This is a genomic window from Spiroplasma endosymbiont of 'Nebria riversi', assembly GCF_018831625.1.
Classification (GTDB): domain Bacteria; phylum Bacillota_I; class Bacilli_A; order Mycoplasmatales; family Nriv7; genus Nriv7.
On the sequence record NZ_CP065193.1, the window covers coordinates 560617 to 577018 of the forward strand.

Consider the following 16402-nt stretch of genomic DNA (forward strand, 5'->3'; position numbering starts at 1 on the left):
GTCCAAAAAAGGGTTGCCATACCAAATCTAATTATAATAACTATAAATTCTATTCATTTTCATTATCGTGATACGATTTATTTCATACTAATGATAATAATATACAAGCACTTACACCACAAACTATTAAAAATATAAAGGTTACATCCCAACGACTGCTTAAACTTTGTATTCCCGAACCAATAACAACTTTAGATATCACAGCATCACCAAAATAACCAAATATCCCCGTAAAACCAGCAGCTGTCGCTACAACTCTTTTATTTGACAAATCCATCGCTTGCATCCCAATAAACGCAACTGGACCATAAATACAAAAACCAGCAATTCCCATAAAGAGAGCAATTTGTCAAATACTTTGATATTGAGCTTGTCATAAACCAACAATTGATAATGTCGTAATAGCAATTGCTGCTATCATAATCGGTGTTAATCTTCCTTTAAATAATGTTTTAGCGGTAAATCCCATTAATATTGTTCCTGGAACCGCCATTCATTCAAAAATACTTCATAATCATTTACCTTGATTTTTAACATCAAAATTATGCTGTTCTTTAAAGAAAGTTAATGTTCAATCAGAAACACCATTTCTTAATACATATATAAATAAATTAGCAAAAGCAATAATTCACAAATTTTTATTTAAAAAAACATATTTTTTAAAATAATAAAATCAAGTTTTTTCAACAAGCTTATTTTTACTACCATTAGCACTAACAAATTTTTTAACTTCAATATCTAATTTTTCAGGGTAATACTTTTTATAATGTTCTTCAACTGATAACAAACCTAAACTTTCTGGGCGGTCTTTCATAAATATACAAATTAATATTCCCCCAACTAAAGCAATAGCACTAGGCAAAATAAAGTAACTTGCAATACCAATATATTCTTCTAATAATGAATGCGATATTATAATTATTATCGCAATTATTGCTGTTCCAAAATTATGCGATGTATTCCAAAAAGTCATCCGCATTTGTTTTTCTTTCGGAATAAACCAATTAGTCATACTTCTAGCACTAGCTGGTCATCCCATTCCTTGAAATCAACCAATTAAAGCCATTGAACTCATCATTAATACAATATTAGTAATATTAATACCAACCGTTCATCCCATTACAAAATTCATTAATGATGACAAAATTAAACCGATTCCTAAAAATCAACGCGCATTACTACGATCACCAACAGAACCCATTACAAATTTAGAAACCCCATAACTAAGTCCCATTGCCATACCAACTAATGAATAAATATCTTTCGTCATTAAACCATTATTAATTAAATCACTTCCAGCAACACTTCATTGTCTTCTAATAAAATAATATAATATATATGATATTATTGCTATTCAAAATACTCGATCTTGATGAGATTTAAAATATTTTTTAATTAAAAAATCTTCAGTTAATTGTTCTTTTGCTTTTGCTGGTTTCAAAAACGCAAACATTTTTGCAAATCAAATTTTCATATTTTTTATTACCATCCTTAATCATTATTAATTTTTATTTTTTAATTCTTTTTCTTGGATCATATTAACAACATATTTAGCAATCGCCGGACTTGCACTTAAACCAGGACTAGATATACCAACAACATTAATTCATTTTTCAGAACCCCATTCAATATGAAAATCATTTTTTGCTTCAATTGACCTTGAACCAGCAAACATACTCGTAATGTTAAAATTTAAATCAGGTTTTATTTTTTTCCCTGTTGCAATTAATTCCTGAATAGTTTCTGTTTTTAAATCAATTGTATTGTGATTATGATAATCATTATGATTTTCTGCTGTTGGGCCAATAATTATTTTATTATCAAAACTTGGAGCAACCAATATCCCCTTTCCTAAAATAGTTGGTGGTAAAAAATATACCACATCAATATTATCTTCATTTTCACAAACTAAATACTGACCTTTTCTTAATGACAAACTAAAGTTTTTTGTTTCTTCAATATTAAACTGAGCCCCATGACCAGCACAATTAATAATTAAATCAAAATCAGATGGGATAATATCTTTATGACCATCAAAAAATAATTTAGTTGTTAATGCCACAAAACTACAATTTTTAATAATTTTAATGCGATCATTATTTTCTCATTGTTTAAGCAATAGCGTTACATATTTCTTAACATTTAAAATATAAGAATCAACGCCCAATAAATATTTGCTAACATTTTTATTACTAGATAAATTTGCATTTAATGTTAACAAATTACTATTAATACCATTAACAATTCCTTGCTTTAAAAGCCGATCTAATATTTTAACATCATCTTCATTAAAGCCCAATACTTGTGAAGGAGCATATTTTATAATCTCATTATTAGCTTTTTTATTCGCCAAATATCTTTTTTTCCAAATATTATGACCTTGCATTCCCAAGATTGCTTTTAAAGTTCCTGGTATTGCGTCAAAACCCATATGAATAATATTTGAATTTAAAATTGATGTTTCGGAACAAACATCTTGATTTTTTTCAATAATTGTTATTTTATTATTAGATTGTGCTAATAATTCCTTTGCAAGTTCAAGACCAACAATTCCTGAACCAATAATTAATATTTTTTTCACCCTAACATTCCTTCTTTCGTTACTAATTAATTTAATATCTTAAAGCTCAGTTTTATTTTAATACACTATAAAGTGAAAAAAACCTTTTTTTGAAACATTATTTCATTATTAATTTTTTATTTTAAAATTTTTATTTTTTTAATTAAGCATTTAATTTATACATCGTGATAGCAATAACAATTATATGCTATCTTCTTAACCATTTTTATTTAATAAATTCCTCTCTAAGACATAAAAAAATGAAACTAAAAAAGTTACATTAATTTTGATTCATTATTTCATAAAGACTAATAGTTAAAGCATTAGCAACATTCAAAGATTCTACTCCATTTGATGTTGGAATATAAAAATTATCATCAATTAATGGTCATAAATGAGGATTTATTCCTTTACCCTCATTACCAAATAATAATGCTGCTTGACTACTAAATTTTACATCTCGCAAACGATTATTAGCTTCTTTAAATACTGTACCATAAACTTTAAAACCTTTATCTTTTATACTAGCAATAATAAGTTCCAAATTAGTTTTAATAATATTTAAATGAAATATCGCCCCCATTGAAGTTCGAATTACTTTATCATTATAAATATCAACACTATCATTACTAATATATAATGTTTGGACATTAAAGGCAACACAACTACGAATGATGTTTCCTAAATTAGTAGGATCTTGAATCTTATCTAACATAACAACTAAATTTTTATCAACTTCATAACTATCTAAAAAAATACAAACGCCAATAATTGGTTGTGGGTTAACAGTTGTAGATATTTTTTTAATAATTTGATCATTAACAACAATTATATTACTAAAATCTTCTATTTTATTAGCAATATCTTGTGTTGTTAAAATCATTAATAACTTATTTTGTTTCTTAGCCTCTTCAATTAAGTGAAACCCTTCAATAAGAAACTGTTCCTTTTCTTTACGATACTTACTCTCTTTTAACTTAACTAAATCCTTAATTAATGAATTATCTATTGAACTAATTATTTTCATATCAAAAATGCTTTCTAAAATTAATGGTTCCCAAGATCGGACTCGAACAGATATGGATTAACCGATGGTTTTTGAGACCATTGTGTCTACCATTCCACTACTTGGGCCTTATTTTCTTAATTATATAGTATTTTAATAAAAAATCAAATATTTTCCCCAAGAAGGACGCATAAAGTTTTGTTAGGTGGGGAAAGATTTGAATAAGTATTAAGGCAGTCAGCAATCATTGTCTTTTTATTTTATAAGGTGTTAAAAATTTGTTCTTTGAAAATGAAATACAAGTGAATTAATAATGTTGGTATGTATTAAAGCACGATAAAATGTGGGTGGTCGCCATAACCAAAAGAAGTTTACCAGTTAATAGACAATACACTATTAGCTATAGCAATTTGTTTCGTTTTGCAATAAAAAAATGAATGGGTGGATTTCCTAAAAATATACACGCTATTAAATTAGTTCCAAGGGTAGGTGTGCGGATGTTAAAGTGTAGAAATTTCTATATATGGGGGTACGCTAAGTTTAAAATTGTTAAAATCTTTATCTAATAAAAAAACAAAATTTACTAACAAAGCTTGTTAAACACTTAAATCTGCGATATATAAGTGTTTAAAAAACTAAGTTAACTAACTTAGTTAATATAACTTAGTTTATTTATAAGAAAGGTAATTTATTATGAAAAACATTGAAAAAATTTTATTAAATACTAAAAAATATCTTTTAAAAGAAACACAAAACGCAATGCTTATTAAAGCGCCAAAAATTCCGTGATTTAATGAAAAAATCGGTATTTGGTTTCCAAAGCGATTTGTTTATAAAGGAAAATACGAAAATTCAATTTGCATCGGAATAATAAAAGATAGTAAATATCAAGTAATTTCGATTAATCAAAAAGAAAAAGAAACCAAATTAATTAAGGGACAAAAAATATTAACCGGTTTTTTCATTGCCGAAAAAGAAAACAACAAAAAAGATACAAATTATAACTATTTTAAAGGAGTTTAAAAATGAATATTGCGATTGGAATAATATTTATTATCATTTGCATAATGCTATTGGCATATTTTGCTTATAAAATTTATGCCAAAATAAAAATGCGAATTAAATATAAAAACGCCATTAAAAATAATACTGGTAATTTCACGAAAGACGAAAAAGTATTTATTGCTCGCTTTGAGGAATGAGTTAAAGCTCCTGATTCAAACGAAAATAATGAGAATAAAAAATAATGTTTTGAGAAATTATTATGTAATTCTTAAAACTGTTTGTTCCAGTAGAAAAAATGCCTGCACAAGTTGCGTTTATTGCCGGATTAATTATTATCATTACTTTTCTTTTCACACTAATTTCAATTATGTATTTACCAATAAAAATGATTTTTGGGAGATAAAAAATGACAATAAACTTAAAATAATTTAATTGAGAACAAATTAAACAAACTTTCTGAGATTTATTTATTCAAATTACAACTATTCCGGCTCACATTACTGGTGGTAAAGAAATTAAATTAATCGAAGCGCCACTTTGACTTTTAATAGCAAACATTGTTTTTTGATTCTTAACAGCGATTATGGCGTGATTTATTCTAATGCTATTTTGGAAAACCATATCAGTATTTAGATAGAGGTCAAAAGTAATGTCAAGAAGTTACATTGTGATGCATTCCCAAAAAAATTCAAAATTAATTAGGGAGAAATACAATCGTGTTAAGTTTAACCGTGGTTTTAACAAATTTAAGAAAAACTTTGAATATAAATGATGAATGTTTTAAAGAGAAAGGAGGCGATTATATGATTGGAACTTTCTTGGCCGATGCACCACCAGCAACAGAAAAAATAACAGCTAGTGACGCGCGGTGACTAAATTATGAAATGCCATTATAACAGCGTTTACTAAAATGTGAGATATTATTGCTGTTAATATGCCACAAGTCGGTAACTTCTTTGCTGACTACTGAATCTTCATTTTTCCATTTATTTTGGCAATATTCTTTATTTGCTTTAAAATGTTTGAAAAATTACTTGGAGCAGTTTGTTAACAAAAAAAAATAAAGTGAGGCGCAAGATGAAATCTTGCAAACAACGGTTATTTAAAAAACATTGTGAGCTATTTATTTTTAGCGGGTTGTGTTTTAATTTTCCTTTTTAAAATCAGTAATTTAACACAAATTAACAAAGTTATTAATTTTTTAAAAAACTCACCATTAAACATCGTTATTGGTTCATTAGGAACTGGAAAAACCGCCTTTCTAGTATACGCATCAAAATTACTAAAAAAGAAGAAATATCATATCGCCTCAACATTTCCATTACTAGAAACCCAAAAATTAAGTTTAGGACATATGGGATTAATAGACTTTGAATACCCGGTATTGCCCAGACAAAAACTTACTGTTATGAGATGAAACCAACTTATTTTTAGAAGGAACTGATTGATAAAAAAATAATACCAAAAACGAAGAAACCGGTATTCAAGAATATTTCGCTCTGGCACGGCATTTCGGTCATATTGTGCTGGCTAGCGGTCAAAGAGATAAACATATTTGAGTTAAAGTTCGTGACATTGCCAATAATGTGATTGTGGGAATTCGTAAAAAACCCGTTAATATTTTTCGTCCCTACTTAAAAGTCATCTACGGCACCTTTACAAGCATCGAAGAATATGAACGCTGACGCGAAACACCTTAATTGATGCTAAAAATAGCAAAAAGGGTCGTCGCATTAAATATCGTGATATCCCTGAACTTGATATCTATTTTTTTAAACTAAAAATTCCTCTACCCCTACTTAACACTTACAATTCTTTTTACCTAGCATTTTTAAGAGATTACTTAAATTCAAAAGTAAATCCTGACTATGAAGACAAATACTATACTGACACCGCAATTGATTTAGAAGACTTGGAATACTTAAAAATGGATAAATTTAGCAAATTTTTAATAAAAATGAAAGAAAAGGAACAATAAAAAATGGAAAATCTCGCAAAAATGGCCGACTTTCTCGCCCAAATGCTTTATAAAGTTTTTGATTTAATTTGAAGTCTTGAAGTACCAGGAACGAATATTCAATTAATATTTCCTTTATTCTTAACGCTTGCTGTAGAGTTTCTTATGGCAATTATTCTTGGATTTGGTAGTCAACAAGTTAATTTAGAAAAACAACGCCAATATGCCTTTAGAAATAAGGGTCGTTTAAGTGTATGAGGAAAAGCTAAAAAACAAATAAAACCAATAAAAACAAAACAAGGTAACTAAAAATGTTTAAACTAATTATTATTTTTATCTTAATAACTGTTCTTGGATTATTAGCTGGTAGTCATTTTGAAACTTTAACAAACTATATTGGCGAAGGGCTTGCCAATTTCCAAAAGTTTATTACTAGCAATTTAACAATTTTAGAACTATTTAAACCAATGGCCCGAAAATTTTCTCAACATCCAATCTTTACCATTCTTGGTGTCACTTGTGTACTTATTGCTTTATTTATTGTGATTAAAGGACGATAAAAAATATGAAGGGAGAGTTAAGATGAAAAAACTTTTAGGAAAATTATTTAAAAAAGATAATTCAAAAGAAAAACTGCCATTAAAATTAAGAATTAAAAATTCTTTTAAAAAGCAGTGGTTAAAAATATTATTAAGTATCATTTTCATCTTTATAAGCTTATTAATTTGTGCATTAACAGCAATCGGTACTAAATGAATAACTGGAACAAGTAAAGAATTTAATGATTTTATGAATGAAGAGATGGTTAATTTCTTTGGCAAGTTCAATAGTGGTATTATGCTGGCAGGAATATTTGTTTTTTGATGAGGCGGAGCAATATATTTTGCACTTAAATTTGAAAAATTAATCCGCTTTATTATTCAAAAAATTAAAGCAAAAAGAGCCTTGAAAAATGAAATCAAACAAACTAATTAATTCTTTAAAAAAATATTGATGGAGAATTTTGCCTTAAATTTTTATGATTATTATCTTTTTCATTCCATTTTTAAAATTGGAAATTAATGATTTGAAATTATTATATGAAAAATTTGAAGCATTAATTTCACTTATGATATGATACTAGGATATTTAGATATATGCATTACAATAGCTGTAATTATAAATTGTGGTATTAAGTGACTTATTAAAAAAATTAAAGAAAAAAGAACAATGAAAAATAAAATATTTTAAAAAGGAGTGATAAAAATGTTTATGAAAATATTTACCGTGCTAACTATTAGTTTCAATAACATTTTTACTATTCCCCCAAACATTAATAATGATAAAACAACAATACAATTAATTAGAACTAAAAGACAAAGTGATAAAATTTATAATTTTGAAATCGAAAACTTAAAAAAAGTATATTTTCATCTTTTAAGAGATAAAAATAGAGTCGGATAGATTAACATGTATCAAAAAGACAATATCAATCTAAATAAAAAATTACCAGAATTAAAAAATTTAAACAAACTTATTTTCCTATTTACAAAAGAATTTTACAATAATCAAGATAAACAAGATAAAATTACAAAATTAATAACTACATATGGGCAAAAAATAACTGACCCTAACGGCCCTAATATAAAGCCACATGAGCTTTGAATAATTAATAAAAAAATAACAATCAAAGTACAAAGTACAAAGTTAGAAACTTGAGACAATAGCGATAATACAATAGATTATACATTAAGAAATACAAGTAATTTTGAAATTGAATTTGTAAAAGATAGTACCGACATTGAATTACAAACAGCAACTATTAGCTTTGACGGTAATCATAAATATAACGGTGTTATTGATAATCTTGACTATTTAATGATTCATCGTGGTGATTTTGATAAATTTAATTACTCTTATCTCTATTGAACACCAATATTTAATTTTGTTGACACCCTAGAAAAAGGTTATTACAAAGAATTTACGATTAAAAATCATGGTTTTAAAAGCGAAAGCTATTTTTATCACAAAAGTTCTACTAGTGAAGATAAAATAAATGAAAATGTTTTAAAAATTAAAGCTTTTAATAAAACTTTAATTGCAGGTAATAATTATTTACAATTATTACACGATGAAAAGGAAATCTGAAAATATGATACTGCAAATGCTAACGACTATTACCTAATTAAGTACCTTTTTGGAACCTTAAATTATCTTAATGTTAAGTTTAGTTTTTTGAGATATGACCCCGATTTACGAAATGACATTTACTTTTATTTTAAAAACAACATTTCTAGTATTAACAATAACGATTACAAAAATGTTTTTGATGAAATCTATGAAATTCTTGGCAATTTCTTTGCTAGTTTATTTTATGCGACTTTTGATATGGACGAAAAAAATTATACCAAAATTTATTTTAAGGGAGTAGATAATTACAACAAAGATTACTTTATTCAAATCGGTTTCTTTTATTGCTCGTTAATTACTTTTTATCCCAAAAAATACTTAATCAATGTTACTGGTAATTCAGAATTATTACTAATAAGTTATTTTTTTACTTTTGATAAAAAAACGCACCAGGAGAATTTTAATGCTATTAAAAATAATAACAGTATCTATCAAATTGAATTTAATGTCCTTAAATCTTATGATAACAAACTCATTACTTTACCAACTAACAAGACTGCTAATAGTATTAATTATTTTAACACCGACATCGACATTCGTTATGGTATTAATATTTTTACCTTAACTTTTCCTTTGTACCATAAAAAAATATCGCTAATTACAATTTTAAAATTTATGACTTTAATGTCCTGGATTCCGCCACCTTTATTCCTGATGGCTCAAACAACAGTGAATGAGACGACTTAATTCCACCAGCAAATTGCAAATATTCAGGGCGATGAATACCTACATTTAACGATATTGGTTGTGCTATTCAAAATGTCGGCATCAAAATGCTTAACTGAATGCTAACGGCTTCACAAATCATTACGATTTTACGACCGTTAACAATCATTGCAAAAGTAACAGTTAACTTTTTAACTGCTATTTTTCCAGTTTTTAAAACAGTGCCGGTCTTTTACTATACCTTTCAATTTTTAATCGGTTTTGCCATTTTTCTAATGATTTTACGAATTTTTGTATAATATATATATATATATATATATATTGAAAAAATAAAGGAGTTAAAATAATGAAAATTTTAAATACAATAGCTCTTTTCACATTAACAATATTACCAATAGTTAGCTGTTCTAAAAAAGCAAATGAACCAGTAGAACAAAAAAATGAAGATAACAATAAAAAAGATAAAATTTATAATTTTGAAATCGAAAACTTAGAAAAAGTATATTTTCATCTTTTAATAGATAAAAATAGAGTCGGAGAGATTAACATGTATCAAAAAGACAATATCAATCTAAATAAAAAATTACCAGAATTAAAAAATTTAAACAAACTTATTTTCCTATTTACAAAAGAATTTTACAATAAACAAGATAAACAAGATAAAATTACAAAATTAATAACATTACTACATATGGGCAAAAAATAACTGACCCTAACGGCCCTAATATAAAGCCACATGAGCTTTGAATAATTAATAAAAAAATAACAATCAAAGTACAAAGTACAAAGTTAGAAACTTGAGACAATAGATTATACATTAAGAAATACAAGTAACTTTGAAATTGAAATTGAAAATCCTTAATAATTAAATTTAAAAACTGTTAAAATTTTCTACACTAGAAAAGTGGCTTTTTACGATGAAAATACCCTTAAAACAACTAAACAACTTTTTCATTTTTTCTACAAAATTAAAAAAACCAGTAATTTAATTAAATTACTGGTGTGAATATTTTTTTATTTTTACAAGAAATTTAAACTTGTTGTGCTTGTTTCAATTAAAGTTATTGTTCTAAATAGCTAATATCGTTTTTATAAAACCTTATACTATAGTAGTAACTGTATTTGTTCTTACTGGCCCTTCTCTTTCTGATGAAAAAAATGCTTCACCGTTAAATGTTATTTTATCATTGTTTTTATCTATAGTAATTTCATTGGGTAATAAACTATATTTTTGTAAAATTTGCATTGCTTCTATAATTGATAATGTAACTATTTGTTCTTTATTGTTATCATCAATTATTTTGGCAGTAATATTTCCTGTAATTTTTTGTTTTAAATTTAAAATAACTTTAGATGTAATTATTCTTGCTGGATAAGTAATTTTTAATTTTTCATTGGGATTAAGTTCAAATTTATCAGCGGGTTCCTTAAAAATACTTAAAATCATTTCTTGTTCTTGTTTATTTGTGTTTGATAAATCAAAATTATTTGATAATTCATTAATGATTTCAGAATTTTTATTATTTATATTTGTAAAATCTGTTAATTTCATTTCATCATCAGAATTTATGTTTCAACCATTTAATTTATTTTCTTGTTTTGTTTTAGTTAATCCTGTTATAATTTTAAATGCTAATTTTGATTTTGAATTATATTCACAAGCAGGTACATTAAATGATCTTGTATTTGGAGTTTTATTGGTAATTTCTCTATCGGGACATACATTTTTAGGAGCATTAGATCATGAAAATGAATTTTCTTTTTTTGTTATTTCAATATCTGAAAAATTTAAATTATTAGTATCAATATAATTTATTTCCTTAAATTTTAAATTAGAATTTTTGTTAGCATCTTTATATTTAAAGAAAATTGCTTTTTTAATTAATTCATTTAAATTAATAATTTTATTTTGTTGATTATCAATTGAATAATGTATTTTTATATTATTATTTAAATTATCTTTTATCTTTACTATAGCCAAATTGTTTATTTTGTTAATAATTTCTAGTTGTGATATATCTAAATCAGGATTTAAATAATTTAATTCATTTAAAATTGCATTATCAGAATTATCATTAATTTGTTCCAAATTTGAATTTAAATTATACTGACTATATTCATAAACATTTTTATCTCATGAGCCAACATATAATTTGTTGTTTAAAACCACACCAGAAGATATAACTTCTCCATTTGTTTTAATAACAGTTTTTTGTTGTCCTGTGGCCGGATCATATTCATAAACATTGTTATCTAACGAACCAAAATATAGTTTATTATTAAATACTACACCAGAGGATCTTATAATATTATTCGCTGTAATAACGGTTTTTTGTTTTTCTGTTACTGGATCATATTCATAAACATTTTTATCTCATGAGCCAAAATATAAATTATTATTTAAAATAATTCCTTTAGAAAGAATTTCTCCATTTGTTTTAAAAACAATTTTTTGTTTTTTTATTGCAGGATTATATTCATAAACATTGTTATCTGATGAACCAAAATATATTTTATTATTAAATACTACACCAGAAGATTCAATTTGTTCTTTTGCTGTAATAACAATTTTTGCTCTATTTATATTTTCATTATTGCTTCGTTTTTGTCTTTTATCATTTATATTTTCTAATTGCTCTTGTTTTTGATAAGGATTATTGGCAACGATTCCGGCCATTCCACCACTTAATATTGTTATTGTACTTAATAAACTAAGTAATTTTTTCATATTAATTAAATCCTTTTTGTGAATTTTTACTAATTAATAAAATTTACCAAACAGTCAACATCCTTTCTCAAATTTATACAGTCTAATTAGTACAAGTTGATTATAACTTATTAAATAAGAATTTCTATCATTTTTCAAGGTTGTTGAATACTAATTTTAGAAAAAAAATTATCATTAAAACAGAAAAATAAACTAACGAAATTTAACTTTGTTAAAATTACTATCAAGAAAGGTGATTTTTTATGTTAAAAATTAATAATAATGTAAAAACCATAGAAAATAAGCATTGATTAAGTTTATTTACAACCCATAAAAATATGTACATCAATAAATGCGAACAATTAGCTAATGAATATGAAAAATTAGATGAATACTTATATAAATATCATTATCGGTCAAAACAAGGTTATAAAGTAGTTCATTTTGCATGAAGAACAATTATCACAATTTTTGGTGAAGTTATTTTTAAACGACGCCGATATAAATATTGAAATCAAAAATCAGGTAAATTTGAATATGTGTGTTTGTTAGATAAAGAAATTGATTTACTGCCCAAACAACGCATTTATTTTGATATTAAATTTAAAGTTTTAAGTCTTTTAGGTGATGGTAAACAGTATCGTGATGTTTTAGATTCTCTAAATCATTGTTATATTTCAAAAGCTAGTATTTCGAGCATTTTAAATAAATATGATATTGCTGAATATTTTCAACTAGCAGGAAAAGAAACTAAAACTAGAATTGATGTCAAAAATAAGGATTTATATATTCAACTAGATGAAACATTAGATCATAAAGTTAAACAAGACCAAAGAATTCGTTTAGTTACTTTTCATACCGGACATAAAGAAAAAAATTACAAAAATGCTCGTAGAGAATTAGAAAACAAACGAGGTCATTTTCTAATGTTAAAAGTTGGTAAACGAATAAATACGATGGATTATCGCGATTTATTAATTAAAGAATTGCAAAAACATTATGTTAATATTAATTGTTACAAAATAATTGTTTGTGGTGATAGTGATACTTGAATTAGAGAAATTGCCAATAGTTTTGGTAATGTTAGATATATTTTAGATGGTTATCACGCTATTAAAAAATTTAAACAAACTGCATTTAATGTTGTTTTTGAAAATCGCAAAGTAACACTAAATAGTTGAATTAAATTATATAAGGATGGAAAATCATCAAGAATTAGTGAAAAACATCCGTAATGTTGCTAAAAATGAGTTAAATAAAGATATTAAAACAAATTTAAGAAAGGCGAGTAATTATTTCAAAAACAATAAGCATGGTATTCATAACCAAAATTTAGAATGAAATATTGGTTGTAGCGTTTAAAGTAACGTATCACATTTAATAAAAAAACAATTAGGACCTGGGGCGAAAATATATAATCATAAGAATTTAAATAACCTATTACATTTAAGAATGGCAAATTTAAACAAATTAAATGTATTACATTACATTAATGAGAATATTAATTCAGAAATAGAAATCATAAAAGAAATATATAAAAATTCATTATGAAATAAATATAATAATAAAAATGATGATAGTTGAATTAATTATAAAGGTAATATTGTAACAAATAAATATAATAGATTTAAGTAAGTAAAAATATAAAATTAATATATTTTTAGTTAAAATTTAATAATAATTAATAATTTTTATTGTGTAAAAATTCAATAATATGATAGGGTGGTAATGAATAAAAATAACAATAACAAGAAAGGCGGGGTTAGTTTTGTAATTAAATAATATAATTAGCTGATTGTGTTGTTTCTTCAAAGCAATACCTAATAAAACTAAACGCCCCCCCCAAGAAAATCGCCTATTACTTAATAATAACAGACAACCAATTAACTATTCTCAATTTTCAGTTTTATTATTTGTTAATACTTCAATTTCAAAAGAAGCATAATAATTTCTTACTTTAATAATTCGGAAAATATAGTTATTATATTGAAATTCTGGACTTTTCTTAGTAATTTTTGCTTCACCACTAATTTCACGATATCATTCATTTAATGACTTAGCATTCGTTACAGGTACTGATTCATTTAAAGTTTGAAATAACTTTTTTAACTTAATTGTTCCTACTACTTGAAATTTATGATGCCCAATTTCATAAATTTTTCCTGTTGCATCATGCTCATCATAAATTTTGCCAACTAATTCTTCAATTAAATCCTCCATTGTAATAATACCAATAAAATCTTTTTTAGTTTTACTACTTGTTACAATTGCTAAATGCATCTTACTCTTTTGCATTTTTTCTAAGGCAACACTTAATTTGGTATTTTTAGACAAAAACAACGGTTTTTGCAAAAGCGCTGGTATCATTAATGATTCATCATCAAGGGTATTAATAATAATATCTTTAACATTAAGAATTCCCTTAACAACTTTAGTATTAGAATTTATTACAGGCACTCTAATAAACCTCTTTTGCCGATATAAAGTCTTAATATCACTAATAGAACTACTGTAATTAATTGTTATTACTTTATCTCTTGGTTGCATTGCCGTTTTAACAGTTTTTTCATCAAACATAATTGCTGAAGTAATTAAATGACGCTCTTGTTTTTCCAAAACTCCTTCATTTTCAATAGTTTTTACAAGTTCTAATAACTCTCTTTCTGTTGTTGAAGGATGCTCTGATTTTAATTTAATTTTTGAAAACATATAAGCTAATGGGTAAAAAATTAACCGCACCACAACAATCACTCATGAACAACTAATAGATAACCTTTCAGGAATTCATCGTGCAATATTTTTAGGAATAATTTCGCCAAATAACAATACAATCACTAAAGAGAACATTGTTGATATTATTAATGATCAATATGTTGGTAAACCCAATTGATTATCAAAAAAGAAAGTAACAAATGTCGCTAAAGCAATGTTAACTAAATTATTAGCGATTAACAGCGTTGTAATCGTAATACTATAATCTTTAACTAAAAGATATACTCTTTTAGCTTTTTTTGCCTGCCTTTTATTAGTTTTTGCTAAATTTTTAATCCTAATAATATTAATTGAAGTTAATGCTGTTTCCATTGCTGAAAAAAAAGCACTTAAAAATAATAAAATAAATATTGTTGGTGCTAACCAAGATAATGTAATTTGTCAACTCATATTAAAAATGAGCCAATCATCAATTTCCACTAGTTATTAACTCCTCCTAAAAGATAGTTTCTTTAAATATGGAACATAATTATAACATAAAAAATCCATTGATATTAACTAATTATTTTTAATGGTCGCGTTTAGTTTTCTTAGGTATTGCTTTGAAGAAATAAAACAATCAGCCAATTATATTATTTAATTACTAAACTAACCCTGCTTTTCTTGTTATTGTCATTTTTATTCATTAACATTTTATCATATTATTGAATTTTTACACAATGAAAAATTTTTAATTTTGTCGAAAACTATTGATAAAATAAAAAAAATCATCAACTTGATAATTTTAAAAGGCTTTTATGTAAAATTACTATTTTTACTTTAATTTTTTATACATTAAAATATAATACCGCCGTTTGTTGGTTTGGAGTTAAACCCTTATGTTGGTATTTTCATTTTCAGAGATTTAAACAATTTTGAATATTAGTAAAACCTAAACCACGATAATGAATTAAGGTTTCTTTAAAACTAGATTGTAATTTACTGATTTTATCTAAGTTACGATAACTAGCTTCAGAATTAATTGTTGTTTTAGTTACACATAAAGTAGAATTTGTTTGTTTTGCTACTAAAAAATATAATTTTTGCATATCAGAAGTAATAATTGAATTTTGATTAATTAATTCTTTGTTCATATTTTCAATAACTCATTGTTTTTGTAAACGTTTGGTGTTTGTGGATTTAACATAAATATTTTTATTATTATCAACTGCTGCTTGAATACAGCATTTAGTATTAGTTGCGAATGGGTCAAGGTGAATTCTTCGTGGATCAGTTTTATTTTTGAAATTTCCTTTATGAATTTCTTTAATAAATGTTTCATCGATTTGGATTTTACCAGATAATTTTTTAAATTTTAATTGGGTATTTTCTAATTGTTTTGATTTCATTAATTTTTGACGATTATATCAAGCAGTTTTTAATGTAGTTTTAATAAAACGAGAAATTGTTTTACTAGATTGCCCCAGCAATGAAATTTGAATCAATAAATTTCATTGTTCATAATTTAAATGACTTCAATAAATAAAATGATTACGAAAAGCGTCAAAACTTGCACGGCAATTTTTACATAAATATTTTTGTTTTCCTGGACGCATAAAGTTTTGTTAGGTGGGTGAATGT

The 16402-nt window shown here is 25.2% G+C and carries 21 protein-coding genes; 15 read left to right on the forward strand and 6 right to left on the reverse strand.

The features are described 5' to 3' along the window. Positions 1–49 precede the first annotated feature (49 nt). The 3 genes from I5Q57_RS03750 to I5Q57_RS03760 all read right to left on the reverse strand — a co-directional run bounded on the left by I5Q57_RS03750 (position 50) and on the right by I5Q57_RS03760 (position 3587). Positions 50–1474, reverse strand: a complete 1425-nt coding sequence (locus tag I5Q57_RS03750; protein WP_215826870.1) for an MFS transporter — start codon at positions 1472–1474, stop codon at positions 50–52. Between the two features lie 27 nt (positions 1475–1501). Further along, positions 1502–2581 (reverse strand): NAD(P)/FAD-dependent oxidoreductase, encoded by a 1080-nt coding sequence (locus I5Q57_RS03755; protein ID WP_215826871.1) that lies wholly within the window; start codon positions 2579–2581, stop codon positions 1502–1504. A gap of 259 nt (positions 2582–2840) precedes the next feature. Then, positions 2841–3587 carry a TrmH family RNA methyltransferase gene (locus I5Q57_RS03760; protein WP_215826872.1) on the reverse strand — a complete coding sequence of 249 codons (747 nt, stop codon included), beginning with the start codon at positions 3585–3587 and terminating at the stop codon, positions 2841–2843. 672 nt (positions 3588–4259) lie between these two features. Between I5Q57_RS03760 and I5Q57_RS03765 the strand changes: the two genes are divergently transcribed. The 12 genes from I5Q57_RS03765 to I5Q57_RS03820 all read left to right on the forward strand — a co-directional run bounded on the left by I5Q57_RS03765 (position 4260) and on the right by I5Q57_RS03820 (position 10069). Further along, complete coding sequence (locus I5Q57_RS03765) at positions 4260–4589, forward strand: hypothetical protein (protein ID WP_215826873.1); 330 nt, start codon at positions 4260–4262, stop codon at positions 4587–4589. A 2-nt stretch (positions 4590–4591) separates the two neighbouring features. Continuing rightward, on the forward strand, positions 4592–4813 hold the full coding sequence (locus I5Q57_RS03770) for a hypothetical protein (RefSeq protein WP_215826874.1): 222 nt from the start codon (positions 4592–4594) through the stop codon (positions 4811–4813). Between the two features lie 626 nt (positions 4814–5439). Then, on the forward strand, positions 5440–5622 hold the full coding sequence (locus tag I5Q57_RS03775) for a hypothetical protein (protein WP_215826875.1): 183 nt from the start codon (positions 5440–5442) through the stop codon (positions 5620–5622). Positions 5623–5685: 63 nt separating this feature from the next. Then, complete coding sequence (locus I5Q57_RS03780; RefSeq protein ID WP_215826876.1) at positions 5686–6030, forward strand: hypothetical protein; 345 nt, start codon at positions 5686–5688, stop codon at positions 6028–6030. A 64-nt stretch (positions 6031–6094) separates the two neighbouring features. Then, positions 6095–6271, forward strand: coding sequence for a hypothetical protein (locus tag I5Q57_RS03785; RefSeq protein ID WP_215826877.1), 177 nt, complete (start codon positions 6095–6097; stop codon positions 6269–6271). Positions 6272–6552: 281 nt separating this feature from the next. Then, positions 6553–6837 carry a hypothetical protein gene (locus tag I5Q57_RS03790; RefSeq protein WP_215826878.1) on the forward strand — a complete coding sequence of 95 codons (285 nt, stop codon included), beginning with the start codon at positions 6553–6555 and terminating at the stop codon, positions 6835–6837. 2 nt (positions 6838–6839) lie between these two features. After that, positions 6840–7088: a hypothetical protein gene (locus tag I5Q57_RS03795; RefSeq protein WP_215826879.1), complete on the forward strand. Its 249-nt coding sequence runs from the start codon at positions 6840–6842 to the stop codon at positions 7086–7088. Positions 7089–7110: 22 nt separating this feature from the next. Then, positions 7111–7503 carry a hypothetical protein gene (locus I5Q57_RS03800; RefSeq protein ID WP_215826880.1) on the forward strand — a complete coding sequence of 131 codons (393 nt, stop codon included), beginning with the start codon at positions 7111–7113 and terminating at the stop codon, positions 7501–7503. Positions 7504–7773: 270 nt separating this feature from the next. Next, positions 7774–7971: a hypothetical protein gene (locus I5Q57_RS03805; RefSeq protein WP_215826881.1), complete on the forward strand. Its 198-nt coding sequence runs from the start codon at positions 7774–7776 to the stop codon at positions 7969–7971. Between the two features lie 6 nt (positions 7972–7977). Then, positions 7978–9384 carry a hypothetical protein gene (locus I5Q57_RS03810; protein ID WP_215826882.1) on the forward strand — a complete coding sequence of 469 codons (1407 nt, stop codon included), beginning with the start codon at positions 7978–7980 and terminating at the stop codon, positions 9382–9384. An 86-nt stretch (positions 9385–9470) separates the two neighbouring features. Next, a complete protein-coding gene (locus I5Q57_RS03815; protein WP_215826883.1) occupies positions 9471–9662 on the forward strand; it encodes a hypothetical protein in 192 nt (63 codons plus the stop codon). 47 nt (positions 9663–9709) lie between these two features. Next, positions 9710–10069, forward strand: coding sequence for a hypothetical protein (locus tag I5Q57_RS03820; RefSeq protein ID WP_215826884.1), 360 nt, complete (start codon positions 9710–9712; stop codon positions 10067–10069). 393 nt (positions 10070–10462) lie between these two features. Here the strand turns inward: I5Q57_RS03820 and I5Q57_RS03825 are convergent, their stop codons facing one another. Further along, entirely contained in the window at positions 10463–12091 is a 1629-nt protein-coding gene (locus I5Q57_RS03825; RefSeq protein WP_215826885.1) for an outer membrane protein assembly factor BamB, read from the reverse strand. Positions 12092–12333: 242 nt separating this feature from the next. Here I5Q57_RS03825 and I5Q57_RS03830 point away from each other — a divergent pair, with 242 nt between their 5' ends. The 3 genes from I5Q57_RS03830 (at position 12334) to I5Q57_RS03840 (ending at position 13705) form a co-directional block, all read left to right on the forward strand. Then, positions 12334–13305, forward strand: a complete 972-nt coding sequence (locus I5Q57_RS03830) for an Mbov_0401 family ICE element transposase-like protein (protein WP_215826886.1) — start codon at positions 12334–12336, stop codon at positions 13303–13305. Continuing rightward, positions 13289–13432, forward strand: a complete 144-nt coding sequence (locus I5Q57_RS03835; protein WP_215826887.1) for a hypothetical protein — start codon at positions 13289–13291, stop codon at positions 13430–13432. The genes I5Q57_RS03830 and I5Q57_RS03835 overlap by 17 nt, the downstream gene beginning before the upstream one ends. Before the next feature lie 90 nt (positions 13433–13522). Next, complete coding sequence (locus I5Q57_RS03840; RefSeq protein ID WP_215826888.1) at positions 13523–13705, forward strand: hypothetical protein; 183 nt, start codon at positions 13523–13525, stop codon at positions 13703–13705. A gap of 252 nt (positions 13706–13957) precedes the next feature. On the opposite strand, the gene I5Q57_RS03845 is transcribed toward I5Q57_RS03840, so the two are convergent. Together I5Q57_RS03845 and I5Q57_RS03850 are read right to left on the reverse strand one after the other, a co-directional pair. Further along, positions 13958–15262 (reverse strand): hemolysin family protein, encoded by a 1305-nt coding sequence (locus I5Q57_RS03845; protein ID WP_215826889.1) that lies wholly within the window; start codon positions 15260–15262, stop codon positions 13958–13960. Between the two features lie 347 nt (positions 15263–15609). Next, positions 15610–16377: a hypothetical protein gene (locus I5Q57_RS03850; RefSeq protein ID WP_215826890.1), complete on the reverse strand. Its 768-nt coding sequence runs from the start codon at positions 16375–16377 to the stop codon at positions 15610–15612. Between the last annotated feature and the right edge of the window lie 25 nt (positions 16378–16402).